The 26944-nt window shown below is 44.4% G+C and carries 26 protein-coding genes; all 26 read left to right on the forward strand.

Annotated elements, in window-relative coordinates; genetic code table 11:
* Positions 1-83: 83 nt before the first annotated feature.
* The 26 genes from JEZ96_RS02130 to JEZ96_RS02255 all read left to right on the forward strand — a co-directional run bounded on the left by JEZ96_RS02130 (position 84) and on the right by JEZ96_RS02255 (position 26891).
* On the forward strand, positions 84-950 hold the full coding sequence (locus JEZ96_RS02130) for a FimV/HubP family polar landmark protein (protein ID WP_174520870.1): 867 nt from the start codon (positions 84-86) through the stop codon (positions 948-950).
* Positions 951-1128: 178 nt separating this feature from the next.
* Positions 1129-1341, forward strand: a complete 213-nt coding sequence (gene rpmE / locus JEZ96_RS02135; protein ID WP_011790859.1) for a 50S ribosomal protein L31 — start codon at positions 1129-1131, stop codon at positions 1339-1341.
* 513 nt (positions 1342-1854) lie between these two features.
* The gene (locus JEZ96_RS02140; RefSeq protein WP_011790858.1) at positions 1855-3099 is read left to right on the forward strand and encodes a malic enzyme-like NAD(P)-binding protein; all 1245 of its coding nucleotides are present in this window, start codon (positions 1855-1857) and stop codon (positions 3097-3099) included.
* Between the two features lie 186 nt (positions 3100-3285).
* Positions 3286-5190: an RNase E specificity factor CsrD gene (csrD, locus tag JEZ96_RS02145; protein ID WP_025008518.1), complete on the forward strand. Its 1905-nt coding sequence runs from the start codon at positions 3286-3288 to the stop codon at positions 5188-5190.
* Positions 5191-5415: 225 nt separating this feature from the next.
* Positions 5416-6294, forward strand: coding sequence for a hypothetical protein (locus JEZ96_RS02150; RefSeq protein WP_011790856.1), 879 nt, complete (start codon positions 5416-5418; stop codon positions 6292-6294).
* Positions 6291-6893 (forward strand): PilN domain-containing protein, encoded by a 603-nt coding sequence (locus JEZ96_RS02155; protein WP_025008517.1) that lies wholly within the window; start codon positions 6291-6293, stop codon positions 6891-6893. The genes JEZ96_RS02150 and JEZ96_RS02155 overlap by 4 nt, the downstream gene beginning before the upstream one ends.
* Positions 6890-7540, forward strand: coding sequence for a hypothetical protein (locus JEZ96_RS02160; RefSeq protein ID WP_025008516.1), 651 nt, complete (start codon positions 6890-6892; stop codon positions 7538-7540). Before JEZ96_RS02155 ends, JEZ96_RS02160 begins: the two co-directional genes overlap by 4 nt.
* Positions 7527-7844, forward strand: a complete 318-nt coding sequence (locus JEZ96_RS02165) for a hypothetical protein (RefSeq protein ID WP_011790853.1) — start codon at positions 7527-7529, stop codon at positions 7842-7844. The genes JEZ96_RS02160 and JEZ96_RS02165 overlap by 14 nt, the downstream gene beginning before the upstream one ends.
* A 14-nt stretch (positions 7845-7858) precedes the next feature.
* On the forward strand, positions 7859-9535 hold the full coding sequence (gene mshL / locus JEZ96_RS02170; RefSeq protein ID WP_025008515.1) for a pilus (MSHA type) biogenesis protein MshL: 1677 nt from the start codon (positions 7859-7861) through the stop codon (positions 9533-9535).
* Between the two features lie 6 nt (positions 9536-9541).
* Positions 9542-10468 carry an ExeA family protein gene (locus JEZ96_RS02175; RefSeq protein ID WP_025008514.1) on the forward strand — a complete coding sequence of 309 codons (927 nt, stop codon included), beginning with the start codon at positions 9542-9544 and terminating at the stop codon, positions 10466-10468.
* Positions 10465-11643 carry a tetratricopeptide repeat protein gene (locus JEZ96_RS02180; RefSeq protein ID WP_025008513.1) on the forward strand — a complete coding sequence of 393 codons (1179 nt, stop codon included), beginning with the start codon at positions 10465-10467 and terminating at the stop codon, positions 11641-11643. The genes JEZ96_RS02175 and JEZ96_RS02180 overlap by 4 nt, the downstream gene beginning before the upstream one ends.
* Complete coding sequence (locus JEZ96_RS02185) at positions 11640-13400, forward strand: GspE/PulE family protein (RefSeq protein ID WP_011790849.1); 1761 nt, start codon at positions 11640-11642, stop codon at positions 13398-13400. The genes JEZ96_RS02180 and JEZ96_RS02185 overlap by 4 nt, the downstream gene beginning before the upstream one ends.
* A 2-nt stretch (positions 13401-13402) precedes the next feature.
* Entirely contained in the window at positions 13403-14623 is a 1221-nt protein-coding gene (locus JEZ96_RS02190) for a type II secretion system F family protein (protein ID WP_011790848.1), read from the forward strand.
* Between the two features lie 43 nt (positions 14624-14666).
* On the forward strand, positions 14667-15161 hold the full coding sequence (locus JEZ96_RS02195) for a hypothetical protein (RefSeq protein ID WP_025008511.1): 495 nt from the start codon (positions 14667-14669) through the stop codon (positions 15159-15161).
* Between the two features lie 76 nt (positions 15162-15237).
* Complete coding sequence (locus JEZ96_RS02200) at positions 15238-15855, forward strand: prepilin-type N-terminal cleavage/methylation domain-containing protein (RefSeq protein WP_025008510.1); 618 nt, start codon at positions 15238-15240, stop codon at positions 15853-15855.
* 54 nt (positions 15856-15909) lie between these two features.
* On the forward strand, positions 15910-16428 hold the full coding sequence (locus tag JEZ96_RS02205) for a type II secretion system protein (protein ID WP_061782873.1): 519 nt from the start codon (positions 15910-15912) through the stop codon (positions 16426-16428).
* Positions 16429-16442: 14 nt separating this feature from the next.
* Entirely contained in the window at positions 16443-16955 is a 513-nt protein-coding gene (locus JEZ96_RS02210) for a prepilin-type N-terminal cleavage/methylation domain-containing protein (RefSeq protein ID WP_061782874.1), read from the forward strand.
* A gap of 283 nt (positions 16956-17238) precedes the next feature.
* On the forward strand, positions 17239-17727 hold the full coding sequence (locus JEZ96_RS02215) for a type II secretion system protein (RefSeq protein ID WP_025008661.1): 489 nt from the start codon (positions 17239-17241) through the stop codon (positions 17725-17727).
* Positions 17717-18265 (forward strand): type II secretion system protein, encoded by a 549-nt coding sequence (locus tag JEZ96_RS02220; RefSeq protein WP_025008662.1) that lies wholly within the window; start codon positions 17717-17719, stop codon positions 18263-18265. The genes JEZ96_RS02215 and JEZ96_RS02220 overlap by 11 nt, the downstream gene beginning before the upstream one ends.
* Complete coding sequence (locus JEZ96_RS02225; RefSeq protein ID WP_025008663.1) at positions 18265-19110, forward strand: PilW family protein; 846 nt, start codon at positions 18265-18267, stop codon at positions 19108-19110. The genes JEZ96_RS02220 and JEZ96_RS02225 overlap by 1 nt, the downstream gene beginning before the upstream one ends.
* Positions 19100-19591, forward strand: coding sequence for a hypothetical protein (locus JEZ96_RS02230; protein WP_025008664.1), 492 nt, complete (start codon positions 19100-19102; stop codon positions 19589-19591). Before JEZ96_RS02225 ends, JEZ96_RS02230 begins: the two co-directional genes overlap by 11 nt.
* On the forward strand, positions 19581-23363 hold the full coding sequence (locus JEZ96_RS02235) for a DUF6701 domain-containing protein (RefSeq protein WP_373291720.1): 3783 nt from the start codon (positions 19581-19583) through the stop codon (positions 23361-23363). Before JEZ96_RS02230 ends, JEZ96_RS02235 begins: the two co-directional genes overlap by 11 nt.
* Before the next feature lie 343 nt (positions 23364-23706).
* Positions 23707-24756 (forward strand): rod shape-determining protein, encoded by a 1050-nt coding sequence (locus JEZ96_RS02240; protein WP_011790838.1) that lies wholly within the window; start codon positions 23707-23709, stop codon positions 24754-24756.
* Between the two features lie 43 nt (positions 24757-24799).
* Positions 24800-25804, forward strand: coding sequence for a rod shape-determining protein MreC (gene mreC, locus JEZ96_RS02245; RefSeq protein ID WP_011790837.1), 1005 nt, complete (start codon positions 24800-24802; stop codon positions 25802-25804).
* Positions 25804-26292, forward strand: a complete 489-nt coding sequence (mreD, locus tag JEZ96_RS02250) for a rod shape-determining protein MreD (RefSeq protein WP_011790836.1) — start codon at positions 25804-25806, stop codon at positions 26290-26292. Before mreC ends, mreD begins: the two co-directional genes overlap by 1 nt.
* 2 nt (positions 26293-26294) lie before the next feature.
* Positions 26295-26891 carry a Maf family protein gene (locus tag JEZ96_RS02255; protein WP_011790835.1) on the forward strand — a complete coding sequence of 199 codons (597 nt, stop codon included), beginning with the start codon at positions 26295-26297 and terminating at the stop codon, positions 26889-26891.
* Positions 26892-26944: the final 53 nt, after the last annotated feature.

Raw genomic sequence — 26944 nt, forward strand, 5'->3', positions numbered from 1 at the left:
AGAATGGGGTTTAGTGTACTCAGCACGGCTAGCAAGGGCTAGTCCTAATGATGGTTTATCTAAGGATAGTGGAGAGTAAATTGATGGCTAATATCGTGAAATCATTAGGTCTATTCATCTTAGTTTGCAGTGCATCTTCGATGGCTCAAGTATCCCATGTGAGTATCAATAACATGATGTTTGAGTTGGGGACTTATCCGAAGATGCGCCTCAATGTGATTACTGATAATCAGGATATTACACGGCTTGAATTTGTGCTGCGCCAATCAAGTGGTGAAGAGAAGTTGATGGCGCAGGAGCTCAATCGCTTTCTAGTGTTACTCACTGGGGTTGAAGACGTCAAAGATCCCAAGGCGCAGTTAGTGGTGAGGGAATATCGTGTTGATCGTTGGTATGAGGTAAAAAAGATCCCACTTTTTGTGGAGCCTTCTGCCGTTGCGAGTCACACCACTTCAGTGGATTCAACAAGAATATCTCAAGGTGTTAAATCTGCAGAGCTTAGTTCCGAAGTGAGGCTAAACAAAGTGGATATTGTGGCAACAGAAGCTAAGTCCTTACCAGCGGTGTCATCAAGTAATTTAACCCCTATAACGAAAAGTATGGGTTCTGAATCTATCGTTACAACGGGTTTTATATTTTCTAAAGATGAGCCTGATCAAGAGACTGGTAATGCACCCAAGATGATGCCAACTAAGGAATGTTTGCTCAATTATGACTCAAGCGAAACCCTCTGGCGGGTTGCAAATCGTTATGCGAACGAATGGAATGTAAGTGTTTATGGCGCCATGCTTGCTATATATGATGCCAATCCCAAGGCGTTTGCTAAAAATAAAATCAGCGCGTTAAGAGGCGATGCTGCCCTTTACTGCCCATCAACAGATCTGTTGGCACAGTACCCAGATGCGAAAGAGGCCAAGGCCATCTTTGAGGCAAAGCAAGCGGGTAAATAAGAGCGAGATTCAACGGTATTATCATGCGGAGTTATCTGTGAAATGCTCAGATAATCTACTTGTATCCGCAGTGACGATACTGTACCATTCTGCGCCCTAACATATCGTTATTAACTGCATGTGGTGTCCGACTAAGGGTTGGAAGAGCGACATGGCCTTACATTTTGAGGTAACCCCAATGAAACAAGGTATCCACCCAGAATACGCAGTTATTACTGCAAACTGTACTTGTGGCAACGTAATCAAAGTAAACTCTACTGCTGGTAAAGACCTGCACTTAGACGTTTGTGGTGCATGTCACCCATTCTACACAGGTACACAAAAAGTTGTTGATACAGGCGGTCGTATCGACAAATTCAACAAGCGCTTTGCTGTGCTTGCTAAGAAATAATTGCGACGGCAATGTTTCTAGAAAGGGCGCCTCGGCGCCTTTTTGCTTTTCAATTTTTGATATTTATGACTCTTCACAGTAATAGCCGCTGGTATGACTTCAATTAAAAAATCATCAATACTGTGGAAGCTGACGCTTTAACACGGTAAAACGACTTATTCATTGCAATTAACGATAAGATAAGTGGAGTTCACTATCTTTATTGTAATTTAGCCAAAATTTATTGTGAGTTATGGTTGTGAGCCGCATTATTTCAGTAAAATTTAAGTTTGTTTCCTACAAAAAGTAAATAGGTAATCAGGTCTTATCCGTACAGATAAGTTTATAAAACTGGGCTTAGATGTCAGATTGATGCGCAAAGGCGAAATTTCTCAATCTCTTATTTAAAAATTACTGTGATTGGCGTATCTTACCCCTCACCTACAAAGTCGACAGATGTCTCAAAAATGAACTCATCTGCGCTGACTAGGCCTTACCCATACTATTATAAATGTCGCATTTCAGGATGTTAAAATGTCAGATATTCGTCAACAAGCACTCGATTATCATGAATTTCCCGTTCCAGGTAAAACCGCCGTTTGTCTTACTAAACCCGCCGAAACGAGCCACGATCTCGCCCTAGCATATAGCCCTGGTGTCGCAGAGCCTGTACGTGAAATTGCCGCTAATCCTGACAATGCATATCGTTACACCAATAAAGGCAACACAGTTGCAGTGATCACCAATGGCACGGCAATTCTTGGTCTTGGCAACTTAGGTCCGCTAGCATCAAAGCCTGTAATGGAAGGTAAAGCTTTACTATTCAAGCATTTTGCCAATATCGACTCGACAGATATTGAAATTACTCACAATACTCCTGAGGAATTTATCAACACTGTTGCCGCGATTGCAGATACGTTTGGCGGCATTAACCTCGAAGATATTAAAGCGCCCGAATGCTTTGTCATTGAACGCGAGTTAATTGCCCGTTGTAAAGTGCCCGTATTCCATGATGATCAGCATGGTACGGCCATTGTGACTGCTGCCGGTATGATCAATGCGTTGGAAATTCAAGGCAAGTTGATAAGTGACGCGACTTTTGTGTGTATGGGTGCAGGTGCTGCTGCTATTGCTTGTATGACGATGTTAGTCAAGTGTGGTGCTAATCGCGCCAACATTTATATGTTAGACACTAAAGGCGTTATCCATTCTGGTCGTACCGATCTTAATGAATATAAAGCATTATTTGCCAATGATACCGATAAACGCACTTTACAAGATGTAATTAAAGGTGCCGATGTCTTTTTGGGCTTATCTGGTCCAGATGTGATTGGCGCAGAAGAAGTTGCCATGATGGCTGACAAGCCGGTTATTTTTGCTTGCTCAAATCCAGATCCTGAAATTAAGCCTGCACTTGCCCATGCCATTCGCAATGATTTGATTATGGGCACAGGTCGCAGCGATTATCCAAATCAGGTGAATAACGTACTGTGTTTTCCATTTATTTTCCGTGGTGCTTTAGATGTGCGAGCGTCTTGCATCAATGATGAAATGAAAATCGCCGCCGTACATGCTATCGCTGAGTTAGCCAAAGAACCCGTGCCTGAGAGTGTACTTAAGGCCTATCCTAAGGTGAGTTCATTAAGTTTTGGCCCTGAGTATGTATTACCAAAACCTATGGATCCACGTTTATTGCCTCAGGTGGCACGTGCCGTTGCACAGGCCGCAATTGAGTCGGGAGTGGCTGCAATCACTACGCTTCCCAAGTATGCTGATTAAGTAAAAAGTGGTAAATCATCTAAAAAGAGGCTCATTAGCCTCTTTTTTAGTTTTTAGCTGTAGGTAAATACGCCTATCCTTAGTTGCCTTTTGGCTTATGCTACTGAATAATCAGGGGGCAACATTTGTTGAGCTAATGTTAAATACGCACCGATAATTATAATAATTCTGCAGGATAGCGGATCGATGAAATTCACTCGAATGTTAACTACAAAATTGACCAGTTTTTGGTTGATGTCTTTAGCTGCCATTGCTTTTGTATTTTTACTCTGTGCCATGATGAGTTTTGTGCAACTGACCTATAAATTTCAGCAGCAAAAAGTGACTGAACTCGAATCTATGTTGGTTAACCATTATCACGCCCAATCTGGTTGGGAATTGGACTCTTGGTTGCCACCACTGTTGTTAGCGTACAATACCGTTGAGTTTAAGTTGACCTTGAAAACGGAAGTACTATTCGCTTATCAAGGTAATGTGTTAACACAAAATGCCATGGTATATAACCATCTGCTCGATCCCAATTCCGATCTGCGAATGTCACTCATTTTGCCACAGCCTTTTGAGCAATATCATGTTGGTTGGTACGAGTTTTTAATCCTCGCGGTAGGGATTTTTGCCATTGTTGTTTTAGTGCGTTTTGGTTATTTATGGTTTTCACAGCAGCTCGATGGGATTGAAGAATTAGCATTACGGAGCCGTTTAATCTTACAAGGAAAGCATGAGCAAGCACTGGCGAGCCCAGGTAAAGGTAAACCTCGGTTAATCAATCGTGCACTGACAAAATTACTTGAAGAGTTGCAGGATGCGCAAAAAGAGCGTGGACGTTTTGATAAATTTATCCGCTCAAATACCTTTTTAGATGCTGAGACTCGTATTGGTAATCGACTTTTCTTAAATAATCGTCTCGATGCTTTAAGTCACAATCAAGGTATGGTTGCCCATGGGGTTATTTACTTATTAGAGATGGATGATCTCGATTTATTACAGCAAGCGAAAGGTGAGTCTGTAGCCAAAGAGCTTTTAAATTCAACTGTCAATGGGATTAATCAGATCCTGCAAACGCTACCAAACAGTATTTTTGCCCGTCGTTCCCATAATCAATTTGCCATTGTTGTACCCCAAGTCTCTTTGATTGAAGCCGATCAACTTGCCAGTAAACTGTTAAAAGTGTGTTTAAGCCAGCCGTTAACGGATGTGGATAATCGAGACAATTTTTTCCACTTAGGATGTGCTTATTTTACCGCAGGCGACAACGCAACGCAGTTGATCGATGAGGCTGATATGGCCTTACGTGCCGCTCAATTACAGGGTAACAGTAATTGGTTTATGTACGATAAAGGGGCAATTGATGAGGAGTTTGCTAAGGGCTCTGTGCGTTGGCGCAGTTTTTTAGAGAATACCTTAGTTCAGCGGCGCTTTTTTCCTTTTAGCCAACCCGTGATTGATTCAGATGCGAATGAACACCATAAGGAAATTTTCACCCGTGCAAGGGATAATCAAGGCGCGTTAATTCGTGCCACGCTTTTTATTCCTATGGCCAATAAGTGTGGATTAATGCCGCAAATCGAGCGGCAAATGATTGAGCGGGTTTTAGCGTTGCTTGCCGATGAGCGACATAGTAAACAGATTTATAGTGTGAACTTAAGCCTCGACTCCCTAACGAGCCGTGCCTTTAGTCAGTGGTTAAAAACGACTTTGTTGGAATATCGCCATTTAACTCCAAGGCTGATATTTGAGGTCTCTGAGGATATCGTTATTCAGCATCAAGCCAAGTTACAGCCTAAGTTGGATATGATCCGCAAAATGGGGGCAAGGCTCTGTGTTGATCACGTAGGTCAGCAAGTGGTCGGCACTTATTATATTCGCGAATGTCATTTTGACATGATTAAACTCCATCGCTCTATTGTTCGGCATATTCACTTACGCCCTGAAAATCAGCTATTTATTCGAAGTTTGATCGGTGGTTTATATCGTACCGAAGTGCAAGTCTGCGCCGAAGGGGTGGAGGTGTTTGAAGAATGGCAAACACTACAAATTCTTGGTGTCGGTATGGGACAAGGTATGTTTTTCAGTGATCCTGTGGAGGCGTAATAAATATTTGCTCCTGTGATCATTATGGAAGATTGGGCGCATAACGGACCTATTTTCCTATAAAATTCACTGATTAGCGGCTAGACTAGCCGGTGCCAAAATTATGACGGTGAATATGACAGGTTTCACGTTTTCTATTTCACCTTACACTGTATTGTTGTTGGCGTAATAATTTTTGCAAAATCATTGCTCTAGCTTTTAAATTCATTAGGTTATAAACATTTTATGGATAAAAGACGTATTGGTCGATTAGCCTTCTGGCAAAATAAAGCGATTACGACAGATCTTGGCGTCTATGTTTGTGCCGATAAGCTATGGGTCTATGCCCCTGCAACAGAGCGCTATGCAGAGCAGTGGGTCACATTCGAATTGCAACATGAGCAATGGCTAATGGCTTTTGCTGAGCTCGCCCGCGTTTTCCCCCATGCTCGATTACAACTGCTATTAGCAAGTGGCCCTTATCAGCTACTCGTGGCCGATAAACCCAATGTGGCTCCCGAGGAACTACCCCAAGCCTTGCTCTGGTCAGTTAAAGATATGGTGACCCTGCCTGTGCCACAGATCCATTTGGATTATTTTGAGTCGCCATTACCTAGCGGTAAAATCAATGTGGTGGTAGTTGAAAAAGATAAATTAATCAATATGGTGCAAGCTATACATGCGCATGGGCTTTCCATTGCAGGCATCAGTATTGAAGAGCTCGCCATGACGAATTTGTTTGTCGATGATAACCAAGCTCGTCTCGTTGTGAGCCATTATTCTGGGCACGATCTCTTGCTCACCGTAGTCAAGCAAGGCCAACTTTATATGCAGCGACGTGTGCGTGGTTTTATGCAGTTAGATAAAGCGGAAGTAGATGAGCTTAACTATGGTCTTGCTGATAACTTAAGTTTAGAAATTCAACGTTCTATGGATTATTTTGAGAGCCAGCTTAGGCAGGCTCCTGTGGCATCTATTGAGTTACTCATTGATGGCGCGGCCGACGCCTTAGCCAAATTGGTTTCAACCAATTTCAATCAAGCAGTCAATGTTATCGAGAAAAATGCTGTGGGTGCGTGCATGGCGGGACTGGCTTTTTATGAATTGTCTCGAGGTGCAGAGTGATTAAATCGAGAGTAAACCTTTATTCTGCAACATTATTACCTCCTAAGCAGCAGTTAACCTTTGCAAAACTGATGGCCTATGTGGCTGGATTGGCCCTGCTGTGCATGTTAGCCGGGGTATACGGCTATTGGCAGGTGAGTCAGTCAGAGCAAGCATTACAACAGGCTTCCCAGCAAAAGCAGCAACTCGAACAGCAAAAAGCGGCGCTTGAAGCGCAAATCGCGGCACGTAAACCGGATCCTGCATTGGTGGCACGGGTCGAGTTAGAGTCGCAGCAACTCGAACTTAAACAGTTGTTAATTAGTGAATTAGCCCTTCGTTCCGCTTTAACGAGTCGAGGCTTTGCACCAGTGCTTAAGGATTTAGCACAGGTTTCCGATGCGAGTGTGTGGCTAAGCCGGATTATGATTAATGAGCAAAACGTGATGTTTGAAGGTTTTGCAGACCATCCTAAAAGTATCCCGTTATGGGTGGGTAAGCTAAAAACAACAAATACATTAAAGGGGCAGGCATTTTCTTCTATGACGATGGATCGTGGTGAGGATAAGCCTTTGGCTTTCACATTAACCAGTGAGATCTTAGTGGAGCCGAAGCGATGAAGACGATGTTTAATCATGTCGGCCAACAGTTTGAGGTTTTAAGCCGCCGCGAACGAGTCTTGATCGGTATCGCCCTATTAGCACTTGTCAGCATTATCGGGTTTATGCCATTAGAATCGCTTTGGAAAAAACAGATGTCGATATCACAGCAACTTAAGGTTCTGGAGCAGGAAAATCAGATTTCGGTTCAGCAGATTGAGTTATATCAGCAGCGTTTAACCATGGATCCTAATCAGGATTACCAACAAAGATTGGTGTTATTACAGCAGCAAAATCAAGAGATTGATATGCAGCTTAATGAACAGATGGTCGACATGGTGCCAGCAGATTACATGCCGGAGTTACTGGGTAATTTGCTTGGGCAAGTGCAGGGGATAAAGCTCATTAAGTTTACTTCTATTGCCCCAGTACCTTTGCTGGCGGTGGGCGATGAGAAAAAACTCAACCTTTACAGCCATGGTATTCGTATGAGTCTTGAGGGAGATTATTTTTCGGTCATGCGCTTTGTCGAGGCGGTAGAGGCTATGCCTGACAAACTCTATTGGAAGCGCCTTGATTATAAGGTGGCCGAATATCCTAAAGGGATGATTGATATCGAAGTTTATACTTTGAGCCTTAATAAGGACTTTATCAGTGTTGCTAAATAAGCCTTATCTTTTCATGACATTATTATGTGTAGCTTCGAGCGTATCGGCCGAAGCGCTGCGCGATCCAACCTTACCCGGAAAAGGTTACTCTGGTGCAGGGCAAGTCACTCAGTCTCAGGAACAAACACTGATCCTAAATAGCATCGTTAGCTCAGGAAGCACAGCCTATGCTGTGATTAATAATAAAATATTGTCTGTCGGCGACAGCATTCAAGGGGTCAAAATCGTTAGGATCACCCCTTCGTCTGTGTCACTTTCTGATGGGCGTAAATTGGCACTGTTTCAAGCAATAACCGAGAGATAGGGAATACAAATTACATGACAGCGATCAAATACTTCACGCCTCTGCTCTCACTTTGTCTTGTGGCGTGCCAATCCACAGATAGGCCACAACCTGAAGCCTCTAAGGCAGCATTGGCTGCATCAATGCAAACGGCGAATCGTGCGACGACGCCACCTCCCGCAACTATGCCTGATGCAGTGCAACGTGAACTAAATTCGGGTGCTTTATTGGCAGGACTCGCTCCGGCATTAGAAACCGAGCGACGCTTTGATGTTTCGGCAAATGATGTGGATGCGAGAGTGTTTTTTCCTAGCTTAGTGCAAGGTACGCCACTGAGCGTTGCCGTACATCCCGAGGTGGAGGGCACGATTTCTCTATCACTAAAGGGCGTTACCTTAAGTGAAGCTATTCAAGTTGTTGAAGATATTTATGGCTATGAAGTCAGTCGAGAAGGGCGAGTTTTACGGGTATTCCCTGCGGGCATGCGTACAGAAACTTTCCCCTTAAACTACCTCTATATGGAACGTGATGGTCTGTCATTGACCTCTGTTAGCTCGGGTCGGATTTCCGATAATAATTCCAACAGTAATACTAATAACAATAACAATTCGAATAACGGTAATTCCAACAATAATAGCGGCAATAACAATTCGAACAACGGTAGTAATTCAAACAATAATAGTGATAGTTCAAACGGCACTTTTATCCGTTCGCGCACTAAAACAGATTTTTGGGGTGATTTAAAAGAAACCCTAACGGCCATTATTGGTGATACGGGCAATGGGCGTCAGGTGGTTGTTACACCACAGGCAGGGTTAGTCACTATTCGAGCTTTCCCTAGCGAATTACGCCAAGTACGCAGTTTTTTAAATTCGGCGGAAACCCATTTGCAACGCCAAGTTATCCTTGAGGCAAAAATCCTAGAAGTCACACTATCGGATGATTTTCAGCAAGGGATCCAATGGGAAAACGTGTTAGGTCATGTGGGAAATACCAATATTAATTTTGGTACAACAGCAGGAACTGTGGGTAATAAAGTCACATCCACTCTGGGCGGTGTAACATCACTTAGCATTAAAGGCTCTGATTTCACAACTATGATCAATCTATTAGATACTCAGGGTGATGTGGATGTGTTGTCTAGCCCAAGAGTGACCGCATCGAACAATCAAAAAGCGGTGATTAAGGTCGGCACTGATGAGTATTTTGTCACTGATGTATCTTCAACCACAGTGGCAGGTACTACGCCTGTGACGACGCCACAGGTAGAGTTAACGCCGTTCTTCTCGGGCATTGCCTTGGACGTCACACCGCAAATCGATAAAGATGGCAATGTGTTACTGCATGTTCATCCATCGGTTATTGATGTGAAAGAGCAGACAAAAAATATCAAAGTGAGTAATGAATCGCTGGAATTACCCTTAGCACAGAGTGAGATCCGAGAATCAGACACAGTAATCCGCGCCGCATCTGGTGATGTGGTAGTGATCGGTGGATTGATGAAAAGCGAGAACGTAGAAGTTGTCTCACAGGTGCCGTTATTGGGTGATATTCCATTATTAGGCGAGCTGTTTAAAAACCGCAGCAAGCAAAAGAAGAAAACCGAGCTGATTATTCTGTTAAAACCCACCGTTGTTGGCGGTGATACATGGAAGAATGAGTTAGAGCGTTCAAAAACCTTATTAGATCGCTGGTATCCGGAGACTAAGTAAGCTTCTATGTATTTGAAGCATTTTGGCCTAAGCCAAACCCCATTTTCACTCACCCCGAATACCGGATTTTTTTTCGGGTTATCGCCACATGTGGAAGCCTTGCAAGTGCTCCAAACGGCCTTGCAAACGGGTGAGGGGTTTATCAAGGTGACAGGTGAGGTCGGTACAGGTAAAACATTACTTTGCCGTAAGTTAATTAATGACCTACCGAGTGGATTTCATTGTGCTTATTTGCCTAATCCCTATTTAACACCAGCGGAATTACGTTGGGCGGTAGCAAATGAATTGGGGCTTCATTACGCGAAAGATATCGATCAGCAGCAGCTTACAGGCTTGATTCAGCAGCAACTGCTCGAGTTAAGCAGTCATGGGCAGGCGATAGTTTTAGTGTTAGACGAGGCGCAGGCATTACCGGACGATAGCTTAGAAGCGCTGCGTTTATTCACTAACCTTGAGACCGAGAGTCGCAAATTACTCCAAGTCGTGTTATTTGGGCAGCCAGAGCTTGATGAAAGATTAAAACGTCAAGAATTTAGACAGTTAAGGCAGCGCATCACTTTTAGCTACAATTTACGCCCGCTCACATGGGATGAAACCGATGCCTATATTCGCTATCGATTAGCCATTTCGGGTCGCCAAGGTGAAGCCTTATTTACACCTAAACTAACGCGTAAGATTGCCAATGCCTCCCGAGGGATCCCCAGATTGATTAATATTCTCGCCCACAAGGCGCTATTGCTAAGTTTTGGTGAAGGCGTTACACGGGTGAAGGCATCCCATGTGCGTGGTGCTATTTTAGATACTGAAGATGCCAGTAAAAATTCGTTCTGGTCTCGAAGCATGGCGCTCGTTCTAGCGCTATTAACGGTCTTCATTTTTGCGATAGCAGCATCAGGTATCGATTTCCTGCAGATTTTGGGGAATAGAGAATGAGTGTTATCAACAAAATGCTAAAAGATCTTGATCAGCGCCAACAGGGACATCAACTTTCAAATATTGCCCAGCATCAAGTGCAATATTTAGGTCGCAAGCATAGCGTTAACATCTGGGTTTCAATCAGCCTAATGTCATTGCTTATTGGCGGTGTTGGTGTTTATGGCTATCAATTAATCAGTCAAATGTCTGTCGAGCCAGCACCTAAGTTTGCCGCCGCGAGTGAGACTGAAGTGGCGATAATCCCAACAGTGCCAGAAATAAACGCTGAAGCAGAGACAATCACCTCAGAGGCCGTGAATGTAGCCCTTAGCAAAAAGACAGTGGTCAAAGCATCTAATGGTTTGGTTAATACAGAAATGCCCCTCGATGAGGGATCGCATCCAGTCGCCAAGCAGAATGCCCAAATAGAAGCCACAGTGACTGCTAATGCCCAATCTGAACCACAGACAATAGTCACAGAAGAGGATGAAATTGTTGAAGCGATTCAGGCCAGTGCGCCCGAACGTGAGTTCGTTAAGCCATCCGTAGATACCCCCACAATTGAGCCTGTTAAACCCGCGGGTAAAATGGCGGTGACAGAAGTTAAGCTTACGCCAAGCCAGCTCGCGCAAAAGCAGCTTACTCTTGCAACTGATGCCGAAAAACAGGGAAAACTCGATAAGGCACTCGAATATTATGAAAAGGCCCTCGGCTTTGACCCAAGCTTACATAATGTGCGTCAGCAGCTTGCGGCATTGCACTATGGCCAAGGACGGCTCAATAACGCCGAACAAGTGTTGCAGCAAGCCGTACTGTTATACCCTCAAGAATTTGAGTTTTACCTGTTATTAGCACGAGTTCAGCAGGAGCTTGGCGAAGTAGATTTAGCATTGGCTAGCCTAGCGCAAATCCCCGACAGCCATGTTTTAGCACGGCAAAAATGGTTAGCGCAAACCGATTTAGCCCAAAAACAAGGGCAATTTACTTTAGCTGAACAGGCTTATCGGCAGCTATTGCAACAGGAGCCGCAGCAAGGAAAATGGTGGATGGGCTTAGGATATGCTTTAGATTCTCAGCAGCAATTTGCCAAGGCGAGTCAAGCCTATCGCACCGCATTAAGCCATTCAGGGCTCTCGGCGCAGGCAACGACTTTTATTGAACAACGATTAAGCCAACTAGGAGATAGCCAATGAAACCCAGATTAAAGATGCGTTTGGGCGATCTGTTAGTGCAAGAATCGATTATTACCGAAGAACAGCTACAGCAAGCGTTAACTGAGCAACGTAAAACAGGCCATAAACTGGGTCGAACCTTGATTGATTTACGCTCCATTAGCGAACATCAATTGCTGCAATTTCTCTCCCAACAATTGAATTTGCCCTTACTCGATATCAGTAAGCGCCCCATTTCAGCAGAAGTAGTACAGCTTATCCCTGAAGTACAAGCGCGGCGTTTTCGGGCACTTGCAGTTGAAGATAGGGGAGACAGTGTACTGGTTGCCATGAGCGATCCCGCAGATTTACAGGCGCTCGATCACTTAGAGGTTCTCGTTGCCCCTAAACGCTTAACCTTAGCGGTTGCGCCAGAGCAACAACTGCTAGAGGCCTTTGATAACCTTTATCGTCGTACCGATCAAATCGCGCAGATTGCCGGCAAGCTCGAAGAAGAATACGCCGCCGATAAAATGTTTGATTTGGCGAGTTTAACCTCGGGCGATAGCGATAATGAAACGACCGTGGTTAAGTTACTGCAATCGATTTTCGAAGACGCGGTACAAATGCGCGCCTCGGATATTCATATCGAACCCGGTGATAAAGCACTGCGTATTCGTCAGCGTATCGATGGTCAACTGCATGAAACGATTCTGAATGAAGTAAATATTGCAGCCGCCTTAGTGCTGCGGCTGAAGTTAATGGCAGGGCTTGATATTTCGGAAAAACGTCTGCCACAGGATGGGCGTTTCCATATCGAAATCAAAGGCCATCATATTGATGTGCGTATGTCGACCATGCCGATTTACCACGGCGAATCTGTGGTAATGCGTTTGCTCGACCAATCCGCAGGTTTGCTTACACTTAATGAAACCGGGATGCCGCCGCATATTTTGGCGCGAATTCGTAAACAGATTAAACGTCCCCATGGCATGTTATTGGTAACAGGCCCCACGGGTAGCGGTAAAACCACCACGCTGTACGGCATTTTAAGTGAGCTTAATACCGCTGACCGTAAAATTATTACGGTGGAAGACCCCGTCGAGTATCAATTGCCGCGGATAAACCAAGTACAAGTGAACCACAAGATTGGGCTCGATTTTTCAAACGTACTGCGTACCACATTACGTCAAGACCCCGATATCATCATGGTCGGTGAGATGCGCGATCAAGAAACGGTAGAAATTGGACTACGCGGTGCCTTAACTGGTCACTTTGTGTTATCGACGCTACATACCAATGATGCGGTCACCAGTGCATTGCGTTTACTCGATATGGGGGCGGCGAGCTATTTGGTGGCAAGCGCGCTCAGGGTGATTATTGCTCAGCGTTTAGTTCGCCGCGTTTGCCATAATTGTGGGGTTGACTATCAACCTACACTACAGGAAAAAGCCTGGTTGAGCAGCGTAAGCCGTAAAGATTTTTCAGCGGCGAATTTTAGAATTGGTACGGGTTGCCAGAGTTGTAATGGCAGTGGTTACCGTGGTCGGATCGGTATCTTTGAAATCCTTGAACTGGATGAGAAGATGATCGATGCCATGCGTACGGGTAATCCACAGGATTTTGCCCGCGCAGCATTACAAAGCCCCAATTTTACGCCACTGGCCGAGTCAGCCTTGCAATATTTAATTGAAGGCATGACGACCATTGAAGAGGTGGCGAAGCTGGTGGAAGATGTGAGTGAGTCGCAGATCCCTTTATCTAAGGATCTGATTAGCCAACAAGGCGTTGAGGCGTAATTATGCCGGTTTATCAATACCGTGGTCGCAGTGGTCAAGGTCAAGCCGTTACGGGGCAGCTCGATGCTGCCTCGGAAAGTGCTGCGGCGGATATGCTCTTAGCCCGCGGGATTATTCCCCTTGAAGTGAAAGTGGCTAAAGTCGTTAAATCCTTTTCTGTGACTCAGTTATTTGGCGGCAAAGTCGGTTTAGACGAGTTACAAATTTTCACTCGCCAAATGTACTCTTTGACTCGTTCAGGCATTCCGATTTTACGGGCGATTGCAGGATTATCTGAAACCGCTCATTCCCAGCGGATGAAAGATGCCCTCAATGATATTTCTGAGCAACTTACCGCTGGGCGCCCCTTGTCCTCTGCGATGAATCAACACCCTGAGGTATTTGATTCTTTGTTTGTTTCTATGGTGCATGTGGGTGAAAACACCGGTAAGTTAGAGGATGCATTTATCCAGCTTTCAGGCTATATCGAGCGTGAACAAGAGACGCGGCGTCGAATAAAAGCGGCTATGCGTTACCCCATATTTGTATTAATCGCCATCACCATTGCCATGGTGATCTTGAATATTATGGTGATCCCCAAATTTGCTGAAATGTTTAGTCGCTTTGGGGCCGATTTACCTTGGGCGACCAAAGTGTTAATTGGTACATCAAACCTTTTTGTTAATTATTGGCCCTTAATGCTAGTGGCACTTATCGGAGCCATTGTTGGGATACGTTATTGGCATCATACGGAAAAAGGTGAAAAGCAGTGGGATAAGTGGAAGCTGCATATTCCAGCCGTTGGCTCTATTATTGAGCGTTCAACCCTTTCACGTTATTGCCGCAGTTTTTCGATGATGCTCAGCGCGGGAGTCCCTATGACTCAAGCATTAAGTCTGGTGGCTGATGCGGTGGATAATGCTTATATGCACGATAGGATTGTGGGTATGCGCCGAGGGATTGAATCCGGTGACTCAGTGCTTAGGGTTTCGAATCAGAGCCAATTATTTACGCCCTTAGTGCTACAAATGGTGGCGGTAGGTGAAGAAACAGGGCAAATCGATCAGTTATTGAATGATGCTGCCGATTTTTATGAGGGTGAAGTGGATTACGATCTTAAAAATCTCACGGCAAAATTAGAGCCTATTCTTATTGGCATAGTCGCCGTTATCGTATTAGTGCTTGCGCTCGGTATCTATCTCCCTATGTGGGATATGCTCAATGTGGTTAAGGGTGGGAATTAACAGCATGCGCAGCACACCTGCTTATTGCAAAGGGTGTGACTAGATGCGAAGTCAGCAGAAGGCTGAAAGCAATCTATTGAACCTCTATGGTCGGATGATCGCGTTAATTGTGGTGTTAACTATGATGGCTATTATCGGTATCAAATATTTTTCAACGATGCCGCAGTTGGCCGCTAGAGGGCTTGAATTAGAACATACGCGTTTTTTAAATATAGTGGCTATGGTGCGCTCCCAATGGTTATCCCTTGGTAAACCGTCACAGATGAATTTAGACTGGGAAATATTTGATAATCAAAATCAGCAGCTTAAGCCTAGCGTGGTTAAGATGAATCCCCTTGGTTGGCCACAACCTCAGCAACGGAATAACCAAGGTTGCCAAGCGTTATGGCAACAGTTAATGGGAACAGAATTAAAAAAAAGCACTCTAATCGGCGCGTATCTTCCTCGGGATAATAGCTGCCATTATCGCTCGCAAAATGGCGATAGCATTGGCTACCAACTGGATTCTGGCAGGGTCATTTTTTTGACGAATCCTTAAAATATTGTTAAGCAGTAGGCTTTTTAAAATGAATTTAACTGTTAGAATGACATGTCTTAAGTATGAGGGTAAGTAAATGAAGACTAAGCAAAATGGTTTTTCATTGATTGAACTCGTTATCGTTATTGTGATTTTAGGCTTATTAGCGGCAACGGCGATCCCACGGTTTTTAAATGTAACCGATGACGCACAGGATGCGAGTGTCGATGGGGTTGCGGGTGGTTTATCCACTGCCGTGAGCTTTGTACGTTCACAGTGGGAAGTGGATGGACGTCGCAATAATAATGTGCTCCTCGATGGTACCTCGGTTAACCTCGATACTCGTTTTGGTTACCCTACTGGAACCTCAGTCACGGATGCGACCGTAATGACGGATGCCAGTTGCCAAGAAGTCTTTAATACCGTGTTGCAGAGTGCACCACGCAATGTGCTTTACACTCAAGATACCCGTAATCAACGCTATACCGTCAGAGTGATCGATGGTGCGGGCGGCAGTGCGACCTCAATTGCAGGTGCAACGGTAACTGGCTTAGATTTATGTGTTTATCACCAAGTGGCTTCACTGGTGGTCAACCAAACAACGGGGGTCGCGACGCCTACACCCGATTTATCCACGGCAGGTGCTAAGGGCGTGGTCTATAACCCAGGTACAGGCAGAGTATTAAGCTTTACCCAAACCCCATTTACGCCTTAATTACACTGGCGTGGAATTAGATATTTAGAATTGTTATTACATAGGTAGTTAATGATGAAAAGACAACAAGGTTTTACCTTAATTGAGTTAGTGGTAGTTATTATTATTTTAGGTATTCTTGCTGTCACAGCGGCACCTAAGTTTATTAATCTTCAGTCTGATGCGCGTAAATCGACAATTGATGGTGTTAAAGCTGCGTTGCAAGGTGCTAATACACTGATTTATTCAAAGGCGGCCATTCAAGGTTTAGGTAAAGCTGCTGGTGAGAGCGTGACAATTGATTCAAGTGTAACTCCTAATGTTAAGGTTACAACTGATTATGGTTATATAAACAGTGCTACCGATTCTACAGAGGTGAAGGCTAACCTTGAAAAAGCGTTAGATATGAAATTTGATGCATTGGCCACTGATACTGTCGGTACAGTGAATGACTTTGGTGTTATCTATAAAAGTGCGACATCTTTCATTATTGTTCCCAAGGGAAAGAAAGATACTGATGCTTGCCGTTTAGAATATACACCTGCAACGAATACCACATTGCCTGTGTATAACGTTGTAGCTACTGCGTGTTAATGGAGTCTTGAAGAATGAAAAAACAAAGTGGTTTTACATTAATTGAATTAGTGGTTGTGATTATTATTTTAGGCATTTTAGCTGTTACCGCCGCACCTAAATTTATCAATCTACAATCGGATGCAAGAGCTTCAACTGTGAAAGGATTAGAAGCTGCAATTAAAGGTGCGGATACTCTAATTAACTCAAAATCGTTAATAGCGGGTAATAATACTGTTGCAGGGGCAGACACTGATGGCCCAACAGTAACTGTCGACTCTGCAGGTACTACTGTTGACATTAATTACGGTCATGCAGTAGCTAAATGGAATGATGCATTAGCTAATATATTAGATATTAATGCTGCCGATACCGGTGCAACAACTGAGTGGCTATATGTGTTAGCTACTGACAGCATTTATTTCTATCCTCAAGGACAAACTGCTCCTGATGGGACGGCTTCTGGTGGTCAATGTTATGTTCAGTATGTGAATGGTCTGACTGCATACGGTCCTATCACTGTTAATACTGTTGTGTCTGGATGCTAGAAAATTTTTTATTAAAAGGCCTGCCTAGCAGGCCTTTTTTTTAGGTCTATAATCTATTGATTTTTTTTGGTTCTAATAAATTGAATTTACTTATTATTTATCTTGTTTGTACGAAATGTTTGCCTTACAAATCAAGTTGGCAGAAACTGAACCTAGAACCTAGAACCTAGAACCTAGAACCTAGAACCTAGAACCTAGAACCTAGAACCTAGAACCTAGAACCTAGAACCTAGAACCTAGAACCTAGAACCTAGAACCTAGAACCTAGAACCTGAAATGGACAATGGCTAAATTTTCAATGGCAAAACAGGCGGGATTTACCTTAGTTGAGTTAGTCACAACGATCATCTTGATTGCGATCCTTTCTGTGACCGTCCTGCCGCGTCTGTTTACCCAGTCATCCTATAGTGCTTTTAGCTTGCGTAATGAATTTATGGCAGAGCTGCGTCAAGTGCAACAAAGAGCATTAAACAATACCGATAGATGTTATCGGATCGCTGTCTCCAGTGTGGGTTATCAAGTGAGTCAATTTGCGACCCGTGATAATACAGGTTGCACGGGCGCGCCGCTTTCTCCAGAACCGCTATATACCCAAGCCTTTAAAGGTGGTGCTACGCTTACGTTATCCAGTAGCAATGCCAGTAGTTTTAATATTGATTTTGATATTAATGGTAGACCCTCATTAGCTTGTAATGGTCACTGTATCAAAGTCATCGCCAACGATATTGTAAGCATCAATATCTCGAGCGAGGGATATATCTATGCCAACTAATCCTCGCTTATTCCTTCATAAAATATCGCCACACAAGGGCTTTACCTTAATTGAATTAGTGGTGGGCATGCTGGTGATTGCGATTGCTATCGTGATGCTTAGCAGTATGTTATTTCCCCAAGCGGATCGTGCAGCAAAAACCTTGCATAGGGTGCGAAGCGCCGAACTTGCCCATTCGGTGATGAATGAGATATGGGGTAAAAGATACGATCAAAATACCAATGCCAATGGCGGTGTGCCCGCCTGTGGGAGTCCTTTAGGGATGAGTTGTACCCCTGCCGATAAGTTAGGTAAAGATATCGTTTCTGGAATAGTGGAAAGCCGCAATAATTTTAATGATGTGGATGATTACCACGGTTTAAATGAAACCGCGACTATGCTTAACTCCAGCCAAACTTATACCGAGGCTTATCCTAACTATCGTTTAAGTGTCACTGTTGCTTATGGGGTCGTGCCCAATACCAAGTTAGTGACGATTAATGTGACAACGCCTGATAACGAAGTGATTACTTACAATATGGTGAGGAGTAATTACTGATGGCTTCACACTATGCTGTAAATAAAAAATTCGCGCGGGGATTTACCTTAGTCGAGATGGTCACTGTTATCTTGATTCTGGGTATTCTTGTGGTTGGGGTCAGTAGCTTTATTATTTTTGGCACGCGGATTTTTGTCGAGTCGAGCTCGGTCGATCAAGTGCTCAGTCAGAGCCGTTTTGTGGTCGAGCGAATGACGCGCGAATTACGCAGCGCAGTGCCTAATAGTGTGCGAGTGAATACGGATTCACTCACCTATCAATGTATTGAATTTGTACCTATCCAAGCCAGCACCTCCTATTTATCTATGCCAATATCGCCGAGCGCCACAGCTCTCTCGGGAACGGTGATTTTAGACAATGTGACCAGTAAGATTGCGGTTAACCAATATGCTTGGATTTATCCTTTGACTGATAGCGATGTGTATAACAGCGCGAGGCAAAAACGCGCTCAGATTAACACCATGGCGCCTTCGGGTAATTGGGTAACGCTGACGTTTACTGCGCCAGTACGTTTTGCTGAAGCATCACCACGGCAGCGGATCTATTTTGGTTCAAATCCTGTGAGTTATTGTTTTGAAAAAGAGCCAAGTGCTAATCAATTGCAGGTACGACGTTACGCGGGCTATGCCTTTACTGCCACTCAATCTAAACCGGGCGATATGGGTTCAGGGGTGTTGATGGCGCAAAGTGTGGCAAATCGTTTGAACGATAGTAATGACTTACCAATGACATTAACCCCATCAAGTTTAGTTAATCATGCCATGGTGCATTTACAACCGCGGTTTAATGTTAATGGTGAGACATTCCAATATCGACATCAAGTGCAGGTGATCAATGTTCCATAATGTATCTCGTCAATTGACAGGTCATCACTCAATAATGCGAATGTTACCCAGAACATCGCGAGTAAGGTCGCAACGACCAGCCTTACCTACGCGGCAGCGGGGGAGTGCGTTGATCATTGGGATATTTGTTATCACTGTGATGTTTTTATTAGCGTCTGCGCTTATCAATATTGTGGAAGATGCGGATACTGGATTGACGCAAGAAGTGTGGGGCGCTCGTGCCTTAGCCGCGGCCAATAGCGGTGCTGATGCCGCATTAGCACAGTTATTTCCACTAAACGGTAGTGTCGGTGTTTGTTTGGCAAGCAGTTCTTGGACGCCACCGAATGTAGTAGGTTTCCATGCTTGCCGTGTTGAACTCAGTTGTAAAGCATATGCCGTAGACACTGTCACCCAATATCGAATAAATAGTAAAGCGGTATGTGAGAGTGGTGAGATTCGCGTCAGCCGACAAGTTGAGGTAGAAGCCCGTGGGAATTAACCTTTTAGATGTGTATTATAAAAAAATTATAATTAGATCATTGTTTATTTTTTTATGCTTACTCACAGTGCTGCTTTCTAGTTTTGTAAAGGCTGATTGGAGTGGAACCTTTCCTCAAGGTGTAAATAACTATGATGTAAGTGGTACAATAACATTTAATACTTCATATCTATATAATGCACCTAATAATGCCACTTTCTGGTATAGCTATTTACCTACATATAAATATATTCAGGATGGTTATAGTCTTGACCAATTATGTGTGACATCCAGTAATTCATATCGTTGGTGTCAGGCAGGTAACTATGTTGCTAATTTACCCATCAGCCGTATAGATTTCGCTCAATGTACATCTTCTAGTACCGTGAATGTTGGCCCACCTACATGGGACAATAAACAAATAGATATTGTGGAAGGTGAATATAATAATATTCTTTTAGAGGGTGGTTCGGATAAGATTCTCCGATTCACAAGCAAAGATGGTATATATAAAATAAAATCACTCACAGCAACATCTGGACAAATAGTGCTTTCTGCTGGGCAGTATTGGATTGAAAGTTTATCCATAAACCATGGTGTTACATTAATATACCCTTCGGTTGGTACAGTATCGTTATTTATTAAAGATGACTATAAACATTACAGTCTAAATACTGTTGGCCAACCAGAAAAATTACTCATTTATAATTATGGGAATTTTACTCTTAATGGGGGGGCATCTCTAAAGTCATATGTGGTTTCTGAAAAAAATGCACTACTTGAAGGTAGCTCTTACTTAGATGGTGCCATTACAGCTAAAAACATCAGTTTAAAAGGGGGAAGTAGTGTTAGGTTTGATAATAAGGCATCGAATATAAATGTCGTGCCTAATTGTAATCCTGCACCTGTCTTACAATGCTTTAATGATGATTTCTCCCAAAGCGCATTAAGCAGTGATTGGGTTGTTTCCCGTAGCAGTGGCAGTTTTACCCCTTCAATCGTGGGTGGCCGCATGCGTTTAACGCAAGCGAGTCAGAAACAATCAACGGCATCCACTTATCAAAGACTTTTCCCCGCCGCTGAAAACTTAGTCGAAATCCAGTTTGATCATTATGCTTACGGTGGCGCGACCAATAATGGTGCCGATGGTATTGCCGTAGTGTTATCTGATGCCGCGATTACACCGCAGCCTGGCGCCTTTGGAGGACCTTTAGGTTATGGTTTTAAGCCTGGAATTAGCGGGTTTGCGGGAGGCTGGCTTGGGGTTGGTATTGATGAGTTTGGGAACTTCTCTGGTGAAGGCGGGAGCATAAATCTTTCGGGCCAGCGGCGCCAGTCAGTTGTCGTGCGTGGTTCTGGTGCTGGCACATCTGGTTATCGTTATCTGCGTGGAACCTGTAATAACGGCACAACCAATACCAGTGGTAGCTGTTTATCTCCTACGGTTGATAAAAACAATGTAACCCCTGCACACAGATATAAAATTACCATAGATTCGCAGTCTGCGGGACAATCATTAGTCAAAGTTGAGCGTAATACAGGCTCAGGTTTTGTCACCTTAATATCCTCTTTCAATGCTGCGGCTCAGACGGGGCAAGCAACCATTCCGAAGGATTTTTTATTGTCATTAACGGGATCGACGGGGGATTACTATAATAACCATGAAATTGATAATGTTCAGATTTGCGCATTAAAGTCGAATCCAATTACCACACAGATCGATCATTTTGAATTTGATCATACGGGTCAGGGACTCACCTGTAATCCCGAGACTGTGACCATTAGAGCCTGTGCCAATACGAGTTGTAGTCAACTCTTTACCGAACCGCTAACGGCAACATTATTGCCTGAGTCTACAGCCGAGGGCGTGTGGGTTGGCGGTAACCAAGTGAGTTTTAGTGGTGGTACTGCGCAATTACAACTACGGCGCAATACTGCTGGCGTTGTGACCTTAGGTGTAAAAGGGTCCAGTCCAACAACTAGGCCCTTAAGCAAGACCTTATGCCGTATTGGTGCTGGTGCATTAAGTGAAAATAATTGTTCGCTGACCTTTGCCGATAGCGGTTTTATTTTTGATGTACCTGATAAATTAGCTAATAAACCGGTTGAGGTGTTGGTCAAAGCGGTTAAAAAGTCGGATGTCACACAGCAGTGTATTCCGAGTTTCCAGAATCAGGCTAAGAGCCTTAGTTTTTGGAGTCAGTATGTGGAGCCTAGTGCGCCAATCACACCTAAGGCTGTCACTATTAATAGCACTGCAATCAGTGCTGCGAGCGCCGTACCTACTGCATTGAGCCTGGGCTTTGATATTAATGGGCAGGCAAAAATCACGGTCAATTACCCCGATGCGGGCAAATTACAGCTCAATGCGAAATATACAGGCACGGGCGATGAGCAAGGTTTATTGATGATAGGCTCAGATCAGTTTGTCAATGTCCCTGTAGGTTTATGTGTTACCCCAGAAGACAACGGTGCCTTGTGTCCCGCGGGAAATGAGAGCTGTTCTGTGTATAAAAAAGCGGGTGAGAGTTTTAATTTGCAGATTGTTGCTAAAGCATGGGTTGTTGATAACGACGGCAATTATTGCGATAACCCTAGTACGCCCAATTATGTCCAATCTGGTATCGCGTTATCCAGCCAACTGGTGGCGCCAAGTTCCGGTGTACAGGGGGCAGTAGGCGTAGCCAGTTACGATCAAGAGGGCAAGATAAATAATCTTAATACAGTGGCTCAAAGCATAAGTGAAGTGGGGGTATTTACCTTTAGTGCTGCGCCGCCATCGAGTTACTTAGGATCGAGTTTTTACTCAATACCACTCGCAAAGAGTGCCAACATAGGCCGATTTGTCCCCGACCACTTTGAAGTGACCACATCGAGTGTGGTGCCTGCGTGTAGTAGTACCTATAGCTTTAGCTATATGGATCAGCCTTTTGATGTAGCATTTAATCTTGAGGCGCGAAATGTCGCTGGAGTTGTGACACAGAATTATCACGGTAGTTTTGCCAAAGCGACGGGGCTGCTGGTGGGAGAAAATAATGATGATGGTAATGATATGCAGCTACGCTTAGATGACGTTGCTGTACCCTTGAAATCGAGTTCGTGGACAGCTGGTGAGGCGAGCATAGATTATCAACCTCATTTTTCCCGCCTCCCCGCTTTAATTGGTGGTGAAGTCGATGGTCCCTATGAGCAAATGTTGTTGGGAGTTAAAGTATTTGATAATGATGGGAATGTTAGTTCAGTTGCATCGCCAAATATGAATGCAGCCACCCTTGGCGACTGCAGTGCGGGTACTAGTTGTGATGCTGTTATATTATCCGCTATCCAGCAGAGATATCGCCATGGTCGAGTGGTAATGGACAACACTTACGGCCCAGAGACTGAAACATTAAGTATGCCTGTTCGGGCCGAGTATTGGAATGGCACGAATTGGGTGTTAAATGGGGATGATAGCTGCACTATCGCCACTTATGGCTTAGGTTCGCAGGTTGATAATGCTGGTCTTGGCTATCACTTTGACCCAAATTTAGCCACAGGACAAAGTGTTGTGCGCTCCGGTGGCACATCAACATTCCAATCTGGCCAATTTGAGTTGCTGTGGCGAGCCGTGGCGACAAGTGGCCCGCTTTACCGAGGACAAGTGACCGCGCCTTTAGATGTACCCGCTTGGCTAGAATGGTATTGGAATTGGAACGGGGTTTCACCTACTAGCTTATCCGAACCCCGCGCCAGTGCATTTTTTGGTCGTTACCGTGGGCATGACAGGATCATCTACTGGCGAGAGGTTAATTAATTAGTTTTAGTAATCTATCCCGCTAAATTAAGTTGTAACTTTAGTGGTAAATCGTTAGGCGACTTATTTTTGAGCCTTGGCTTAAATGTCTACGTTCGGCTTTAAATGCAAAAATGACGTTTGGCATGTGTTGCTAGTTTGTATTACTTTTTACTTTTCACTGCTCAAACTTTAACCTGTAAAGCGTATTTTTCGGCTAAATACTGTTTTTAAGGTGTATATTTGAAAAAAAATCACGCCATTAGCGATTGTTAACCTCAATGGTCTTGTGGAATCAAGGTGGCATTGATAAAGTTAGCTGATTTTTCTTTTCTTCTGACTCCACAGAATACAGGCTAGTTACATGTTCAAGAAGCTGCGTGGCATTTTTTCTAATGATCTATCGATCGATTTGGGTACAGCTAACACATTAATTTATGTTCGTGACGAAGGCATAGTCCTCAATGAGCCTTCTGTTGTTGCTATACGTGGTGAGCGTAACAGCTCTGGTCAGAAATCTGTCGCCGCAGTCGGCACAGAGGCTAAACAAATGTTAGGCCGAACACCCGGTAACATCCAAGCTATCCGTCCAATGAAAGACGGTGTTATTGCTGACTTTTATGTGACTGAAAAAATGCTGCAGCACTTTATCAAACAAGTGCACAACAATAGCTTTTTTCGTCCAAGCCCGCGCGTTTTAGTCTGTGTGCCCGTGGGGGCAACTCAGGTTGAACGTCGTGCTATCCGTGAATCGGCCATGGGGGCTGGTGCTCGCGAAGTGTATTTAATTGAAGAGCCAATGGCTGCTGCGATTGGTGCGGGTTTACCTGTCTCTGAAGCAACAGGTTCTATGGTAGTGGATATTGGTGGTGGTACCACTGAAGTCGCTATTATTTCATTGAACGGTGTCGTGTATTCCTCTTCAGTACGTATTGGTGGCGATAAGTTTGATGATGCCATTATCAACTATGTGCGCCGTAATTATGGCAGCTTAATTGGTGAAGCAACGGCTGAGCGTATTAAGCACACAATTGGTACGGCTTATCCTGGGGATGAAGTGTTAGAGATTGAGGTACGTGGTCGTAACTTGGCTGAAGGTGTGCCGCGTAGCTTTATACTTAACAGCAATGAAATTTTAGAAGCGCTGCAAGAGCCATTATCGGGTATTGTTAGCGCGGTGATGGTGGCGTTAGAGCAGTCTCCACCTGAGTTAGCCTCAGATATTTCTGAGCGTGGCATGGTATTAACGGGCGGTGGCGCACTGTTGCGTGATTTAGACCGTTTATTAATGCAAGAAACGGGTATACCTGTAATGGTTGCGGACGATCCACTAACGTGTGTTGCACGCGGCGGTGGTAAAGCCCTCGAAATGATTGATATGCACGGCGGCGATCTGTTCTCCGAAGAAACTTAATTTAACTTCGGTATGGGGCGGCTAATCACCGCCCTAGCTTTCTATGAAGCCAATTTTTGTTCGTGGTATTTCTAACCAATTTCGTTTAACACTGGCAATTATTTTGTCGGTGATTTTGCTCGTGGCTAATCATCGTCTCGAACCTGCGCGTCAATCCCTTTCATCTGTATTAAGCCCTGTGCAATATCTCGCCAGTTTTCCTGGGGCCTTACTCGATTGGTCATCCGAGAGTTTTGCAACGCGTAATATGCTGGCGTTACAGAATAAAGAGCTATTAAGACAGCAATTACTAATGAGCGAGCGTTTGCAGCGTTTTGAACATTTGCGCCAAGAGAATGAGCGTTTACGCGCCTTGCTTGGGTCTCCTGCGTATCAGGATTCTCGCAAAATGGTGGCAGAAGTGCTCGAGGTCGCTAGCGATCCCTCCCATCATTATGTTGTGTTAAATCACGGAGCGCGCAGTGGCGTTTTCGTCGGGCAACCCGTTGTTGATGCACAAGGGGTTGTGGGGCAGGTGGTGCAAATTAGCGAGATGACCAGTCGTGTATTGCTGCTTTCTGATGTCTCCCATGGTTTACCTGTGCGTATTACCCGCAACGATGTGCGCTTAATCGCCAATGGTACGGGTGAAAATGATGAGATTGAATTGCGCCATGTGGCTAAAAGTATCGATGTGCGTGTTGGTGATTTATTAGTGACTTCTGGCCTTGGTAATCGTTTTCCCGAAGGGTATCCCGTTGCTCGGGTCATGGAAGTCCTGACGGAGGATGGCCAAAGCTATGCCCGTGTTACCGCTCAACCACTGGCAGCCCTTGATCGTATTCGTTATTTATTATTGATTTGGCCATCACCAGATTCAGGTGTGACTTTGCCGCATCAAATGCCAGTACCTGCTGCGGATCAGCCTGAAGAGGCTAAGCCGGATCCCAATACGATAAATAGTGCACCCAATACCCAAGGTTCGGCAAACACGCCACAAGGGGCTGCAACTAATGCGAATGCTACAACGGGCGCTGTGACCACTCCACCGCCAGCAGAGGTGCATTAATGAGTTTACAAGCTGCCAATGGTCGACTCATCGTCTGGTTGACGCTGTTTATCGGATTGCTAAGCCAAATTATGCCGTTACCTTCGGTGGTTGAAGCTTGGCGCCCTGACTGGCTGTTAATGGTGGTTATGTATTGGTCTATTGCCTTGCCACACAGATACAATATTTTAACTGCTTGGGTTTTAGGTTTGGCCCTCGATATTCTGTTGGGAGCAACCTTGGGTGTGCGCTCTTTAGCGATGTCATTGGTGATCTATATTGCGATTTTGCATTGCCAACGGTTGCGTAATTTCCCAAAATGGCAGCAAACCTTAGTAGTGGCGCTGCTAATTGCCCTTTACCACTTAGTCGTTTACTGGGTAGAGTTTGTGATGGATGAAGCGACATTTAATGCGGATTTGTTTCTACCTGCAATTTCTGGGCTAGTGATTTGGCCTTGGATTTTTTGGATTTTACGTCGTGTTCGACGTCATTATAAGGTTCGCTAACGGTGAATTTAGTTCTCGCTTCTACCTCTCCACGTCGCAAAGAATTATTGGCAAATATTGGCTTAGGGCGTACAGATTTTAGTTTTACTCAAGTCGCCCCAGATATTGATGAAACCCCTTTAAATGATGAGACTCCAAGGGATTATGTACAACGTCTCGCCGCTGAAAAAGCGCAAGCAGGGCTTGCATTATGCCTTGGCATGTCACAGCCTGCTGTATTAGGTTCTGATACTATCGTTGTGCTTGAAAACGCAATATTAGGAAAACCCGTTGACGAACAGGATGCAAAACGTGTGTTGCGGGCATTATCTGGCAAAACACACACAGTAATGACAGCGGTGGCGATAACCTATGGTGATGTCGACAGCCCTACAACATCAGTGCGTTTGGTTGAAACCCAAGTACGATTTTGTACGCTAAGTGATGCTGATATCGATGCCTATGTTGCCTCAAAGGAACCCATGGATAAAGCAGGTAGTTATGGTATTCAGGGGTTAGGCGGCTGTTTTGTTGAGTCGATTGAAGGCAGTTATTCCTGCGTGGTTGGCTTACCTTTAGTTGAAACGCGTGCATTATTAGCTGAGGTTGGATTCGGTTAATCTTATCCCTGTTGCGAGGTTTAAAGGATTTAAAACGGAACCTTATCGATGTT

Source organism: Shewanella putrefaciens, from assembly GCF_016406325.1.
Taxonomy (GTDB): Bacteria; Pseudomonadota; Gammaproteobacteria; order Enterobacterales; family Shewanellaceae; genus Shewanella; species Shewanella putrefaciens.

Bases quoted from the DNA above. Each gene is read 5' to 3' on its own strand.
- JEZ96_RS02130 (WP_174520870.1), top strand. From the start codon at position 84: ATGGCTAATATCGTGAAATCATTAGGTCTATTCATCTTAGTTTGCAGT.
- rpmE (WP_011790859.1), top strand. From the start codon at position 1,129: ATGAAACAAGGTATCCACCCAGAATACGCAGTTATTACTGCAAACTGT.
- JEZ96_RS02140 (WP_011790858.1), top strand. From the start codon at position 1,855: ATGTCAGATATTCGTCAACAAGCACTCGATTATCATGAATTTCCCGTT.
- csrD (WP_025008518.1), top strand. From the start codon at position 3,286: ATGAAATTCACTCGAATGTTAACTACAAAATTGACCAGTTTTTGGTTG.
- JEZ96_RS02150 (WP_011790856.1), top strand. From the start codon at position 5,416: ATGGATAAAAGACGTATTGGTCGATTAGCCTTCTGGCAAAATAAAGCG.
- JEZ96_RS02160 (WP_025008516.1), top strand. From the start codon at position 6,890: ATGAAGACGATGTTTAATCATGTCGGCCAACAGTTTGAGGTTTTAAGC.
- mshL (WP_025008515.1), top strand. From the start codon at position 7,859: ATGACAGCGATCAAATACTTCACGCCTCTGCTCTCACTTTGTCTTGTG.
- JEZ96_RS02175 (WP_025008514.1), top strand. From the start codon at position 9,542: ATGTATTTGAAGCATTTTGGCCTAAGCCAAACCCCATTTTCACTCACC.
- JEZ96_RS02180 (WP_025008513.1), top strand. From the start codon at position 10,465: ATGAGTGTTATCAACAAAATGCTAAAAGATCTTGATCAGCGCCAACAG.
- JEZ96_RS02185 (WP_011790849.1), top strand. From the start codon at position 11,640: ATGAAACCCAGATTAAAGATGCGTTTGGGCGATCTGTTAGTGCAAGAA.
- JEZ96_RS02190 (WP_011790848.1), top strand. From the start codon at position 13,403: ATGCCGGTTTATCAATACCGTGGTCGCAGTGGTCAAGGTCAAGCCGTT.
- JEZ96_RS02195 (WP_025008511.1), top strand. From the start codon at position 14,667: ATGCGAAGTCAGCAGAAGGCTGAAAGCAATCTATTGAACCTCTATGGT.
- JEZ96_RS02200 (WP_025008510.1), top strand. From the start codon at position 15,238: ATGAAGACTAAGCAAAATGGTTTTTCATTGATTGAACTCGTTATCGTT.
- JEZ96_RS02205 (WP_061782873.1), top strand. From the start codon at position 15,910: ATGAAAAGACAACAAGGTTTTACCTTAATTGAGTTAGTGGTAGTTATT.
- JEZ96_RS02210 (WP_061782874.1), top strand. From the start codon at position 16,443: ATGAAAAAACAAAGTGGTTTTACATTAATTGAATTAGTGGTTGTGATT.
- JEZ96_RS02215 (WP_025008661.1), top strand. From the start codon at position 17,239: ATGGCTAAATTTTCAATGGCAAAACAGGCGGGATTTACCTTAGTTGAG.
- JEZ96_RS02220 (WP_025008662.1), top strand. From the start codon at position 17,717: ATGCCAACTAATCCTCGCTTATTCCTTCATAAAATATCGCCACACAAG.
- JEZ96_RS02225 (WP_025008663.1), top strand. From the start codon at position 18,265: ATGGCTTCACACTATGCTGTAAATAAAAAATTCGCGCGGGGATTTACC.
- JEZ96_RS02230 (WP_025008664.1), top strand. From the start codon at position 19,100: ATGTTCCATAATGTATCTCGTCAATTGACAGGTCATCACTCAATAATG.
- JEZ96_RS02240 (WP_011790838.1), top strand. From the start codon at position 23,707: ATGTTCAAGAAGCTGCGTGGCATTTTTTCTAATGATCTATCGATCGAT.
- mreC (WP_011790837.1), top strand. From the start codon at position 24,800: ATGAAGCCAATTTTTGTTCGTGGTATTTCTAACCAATTTCGTTTAACA.
- mreD (WP_011790836.1), top strand. From the start codon at position 25,804: ATGAGTTTACAAGCTGCCAATGGTCGACTCATCGTCTGGTTGACGCTG.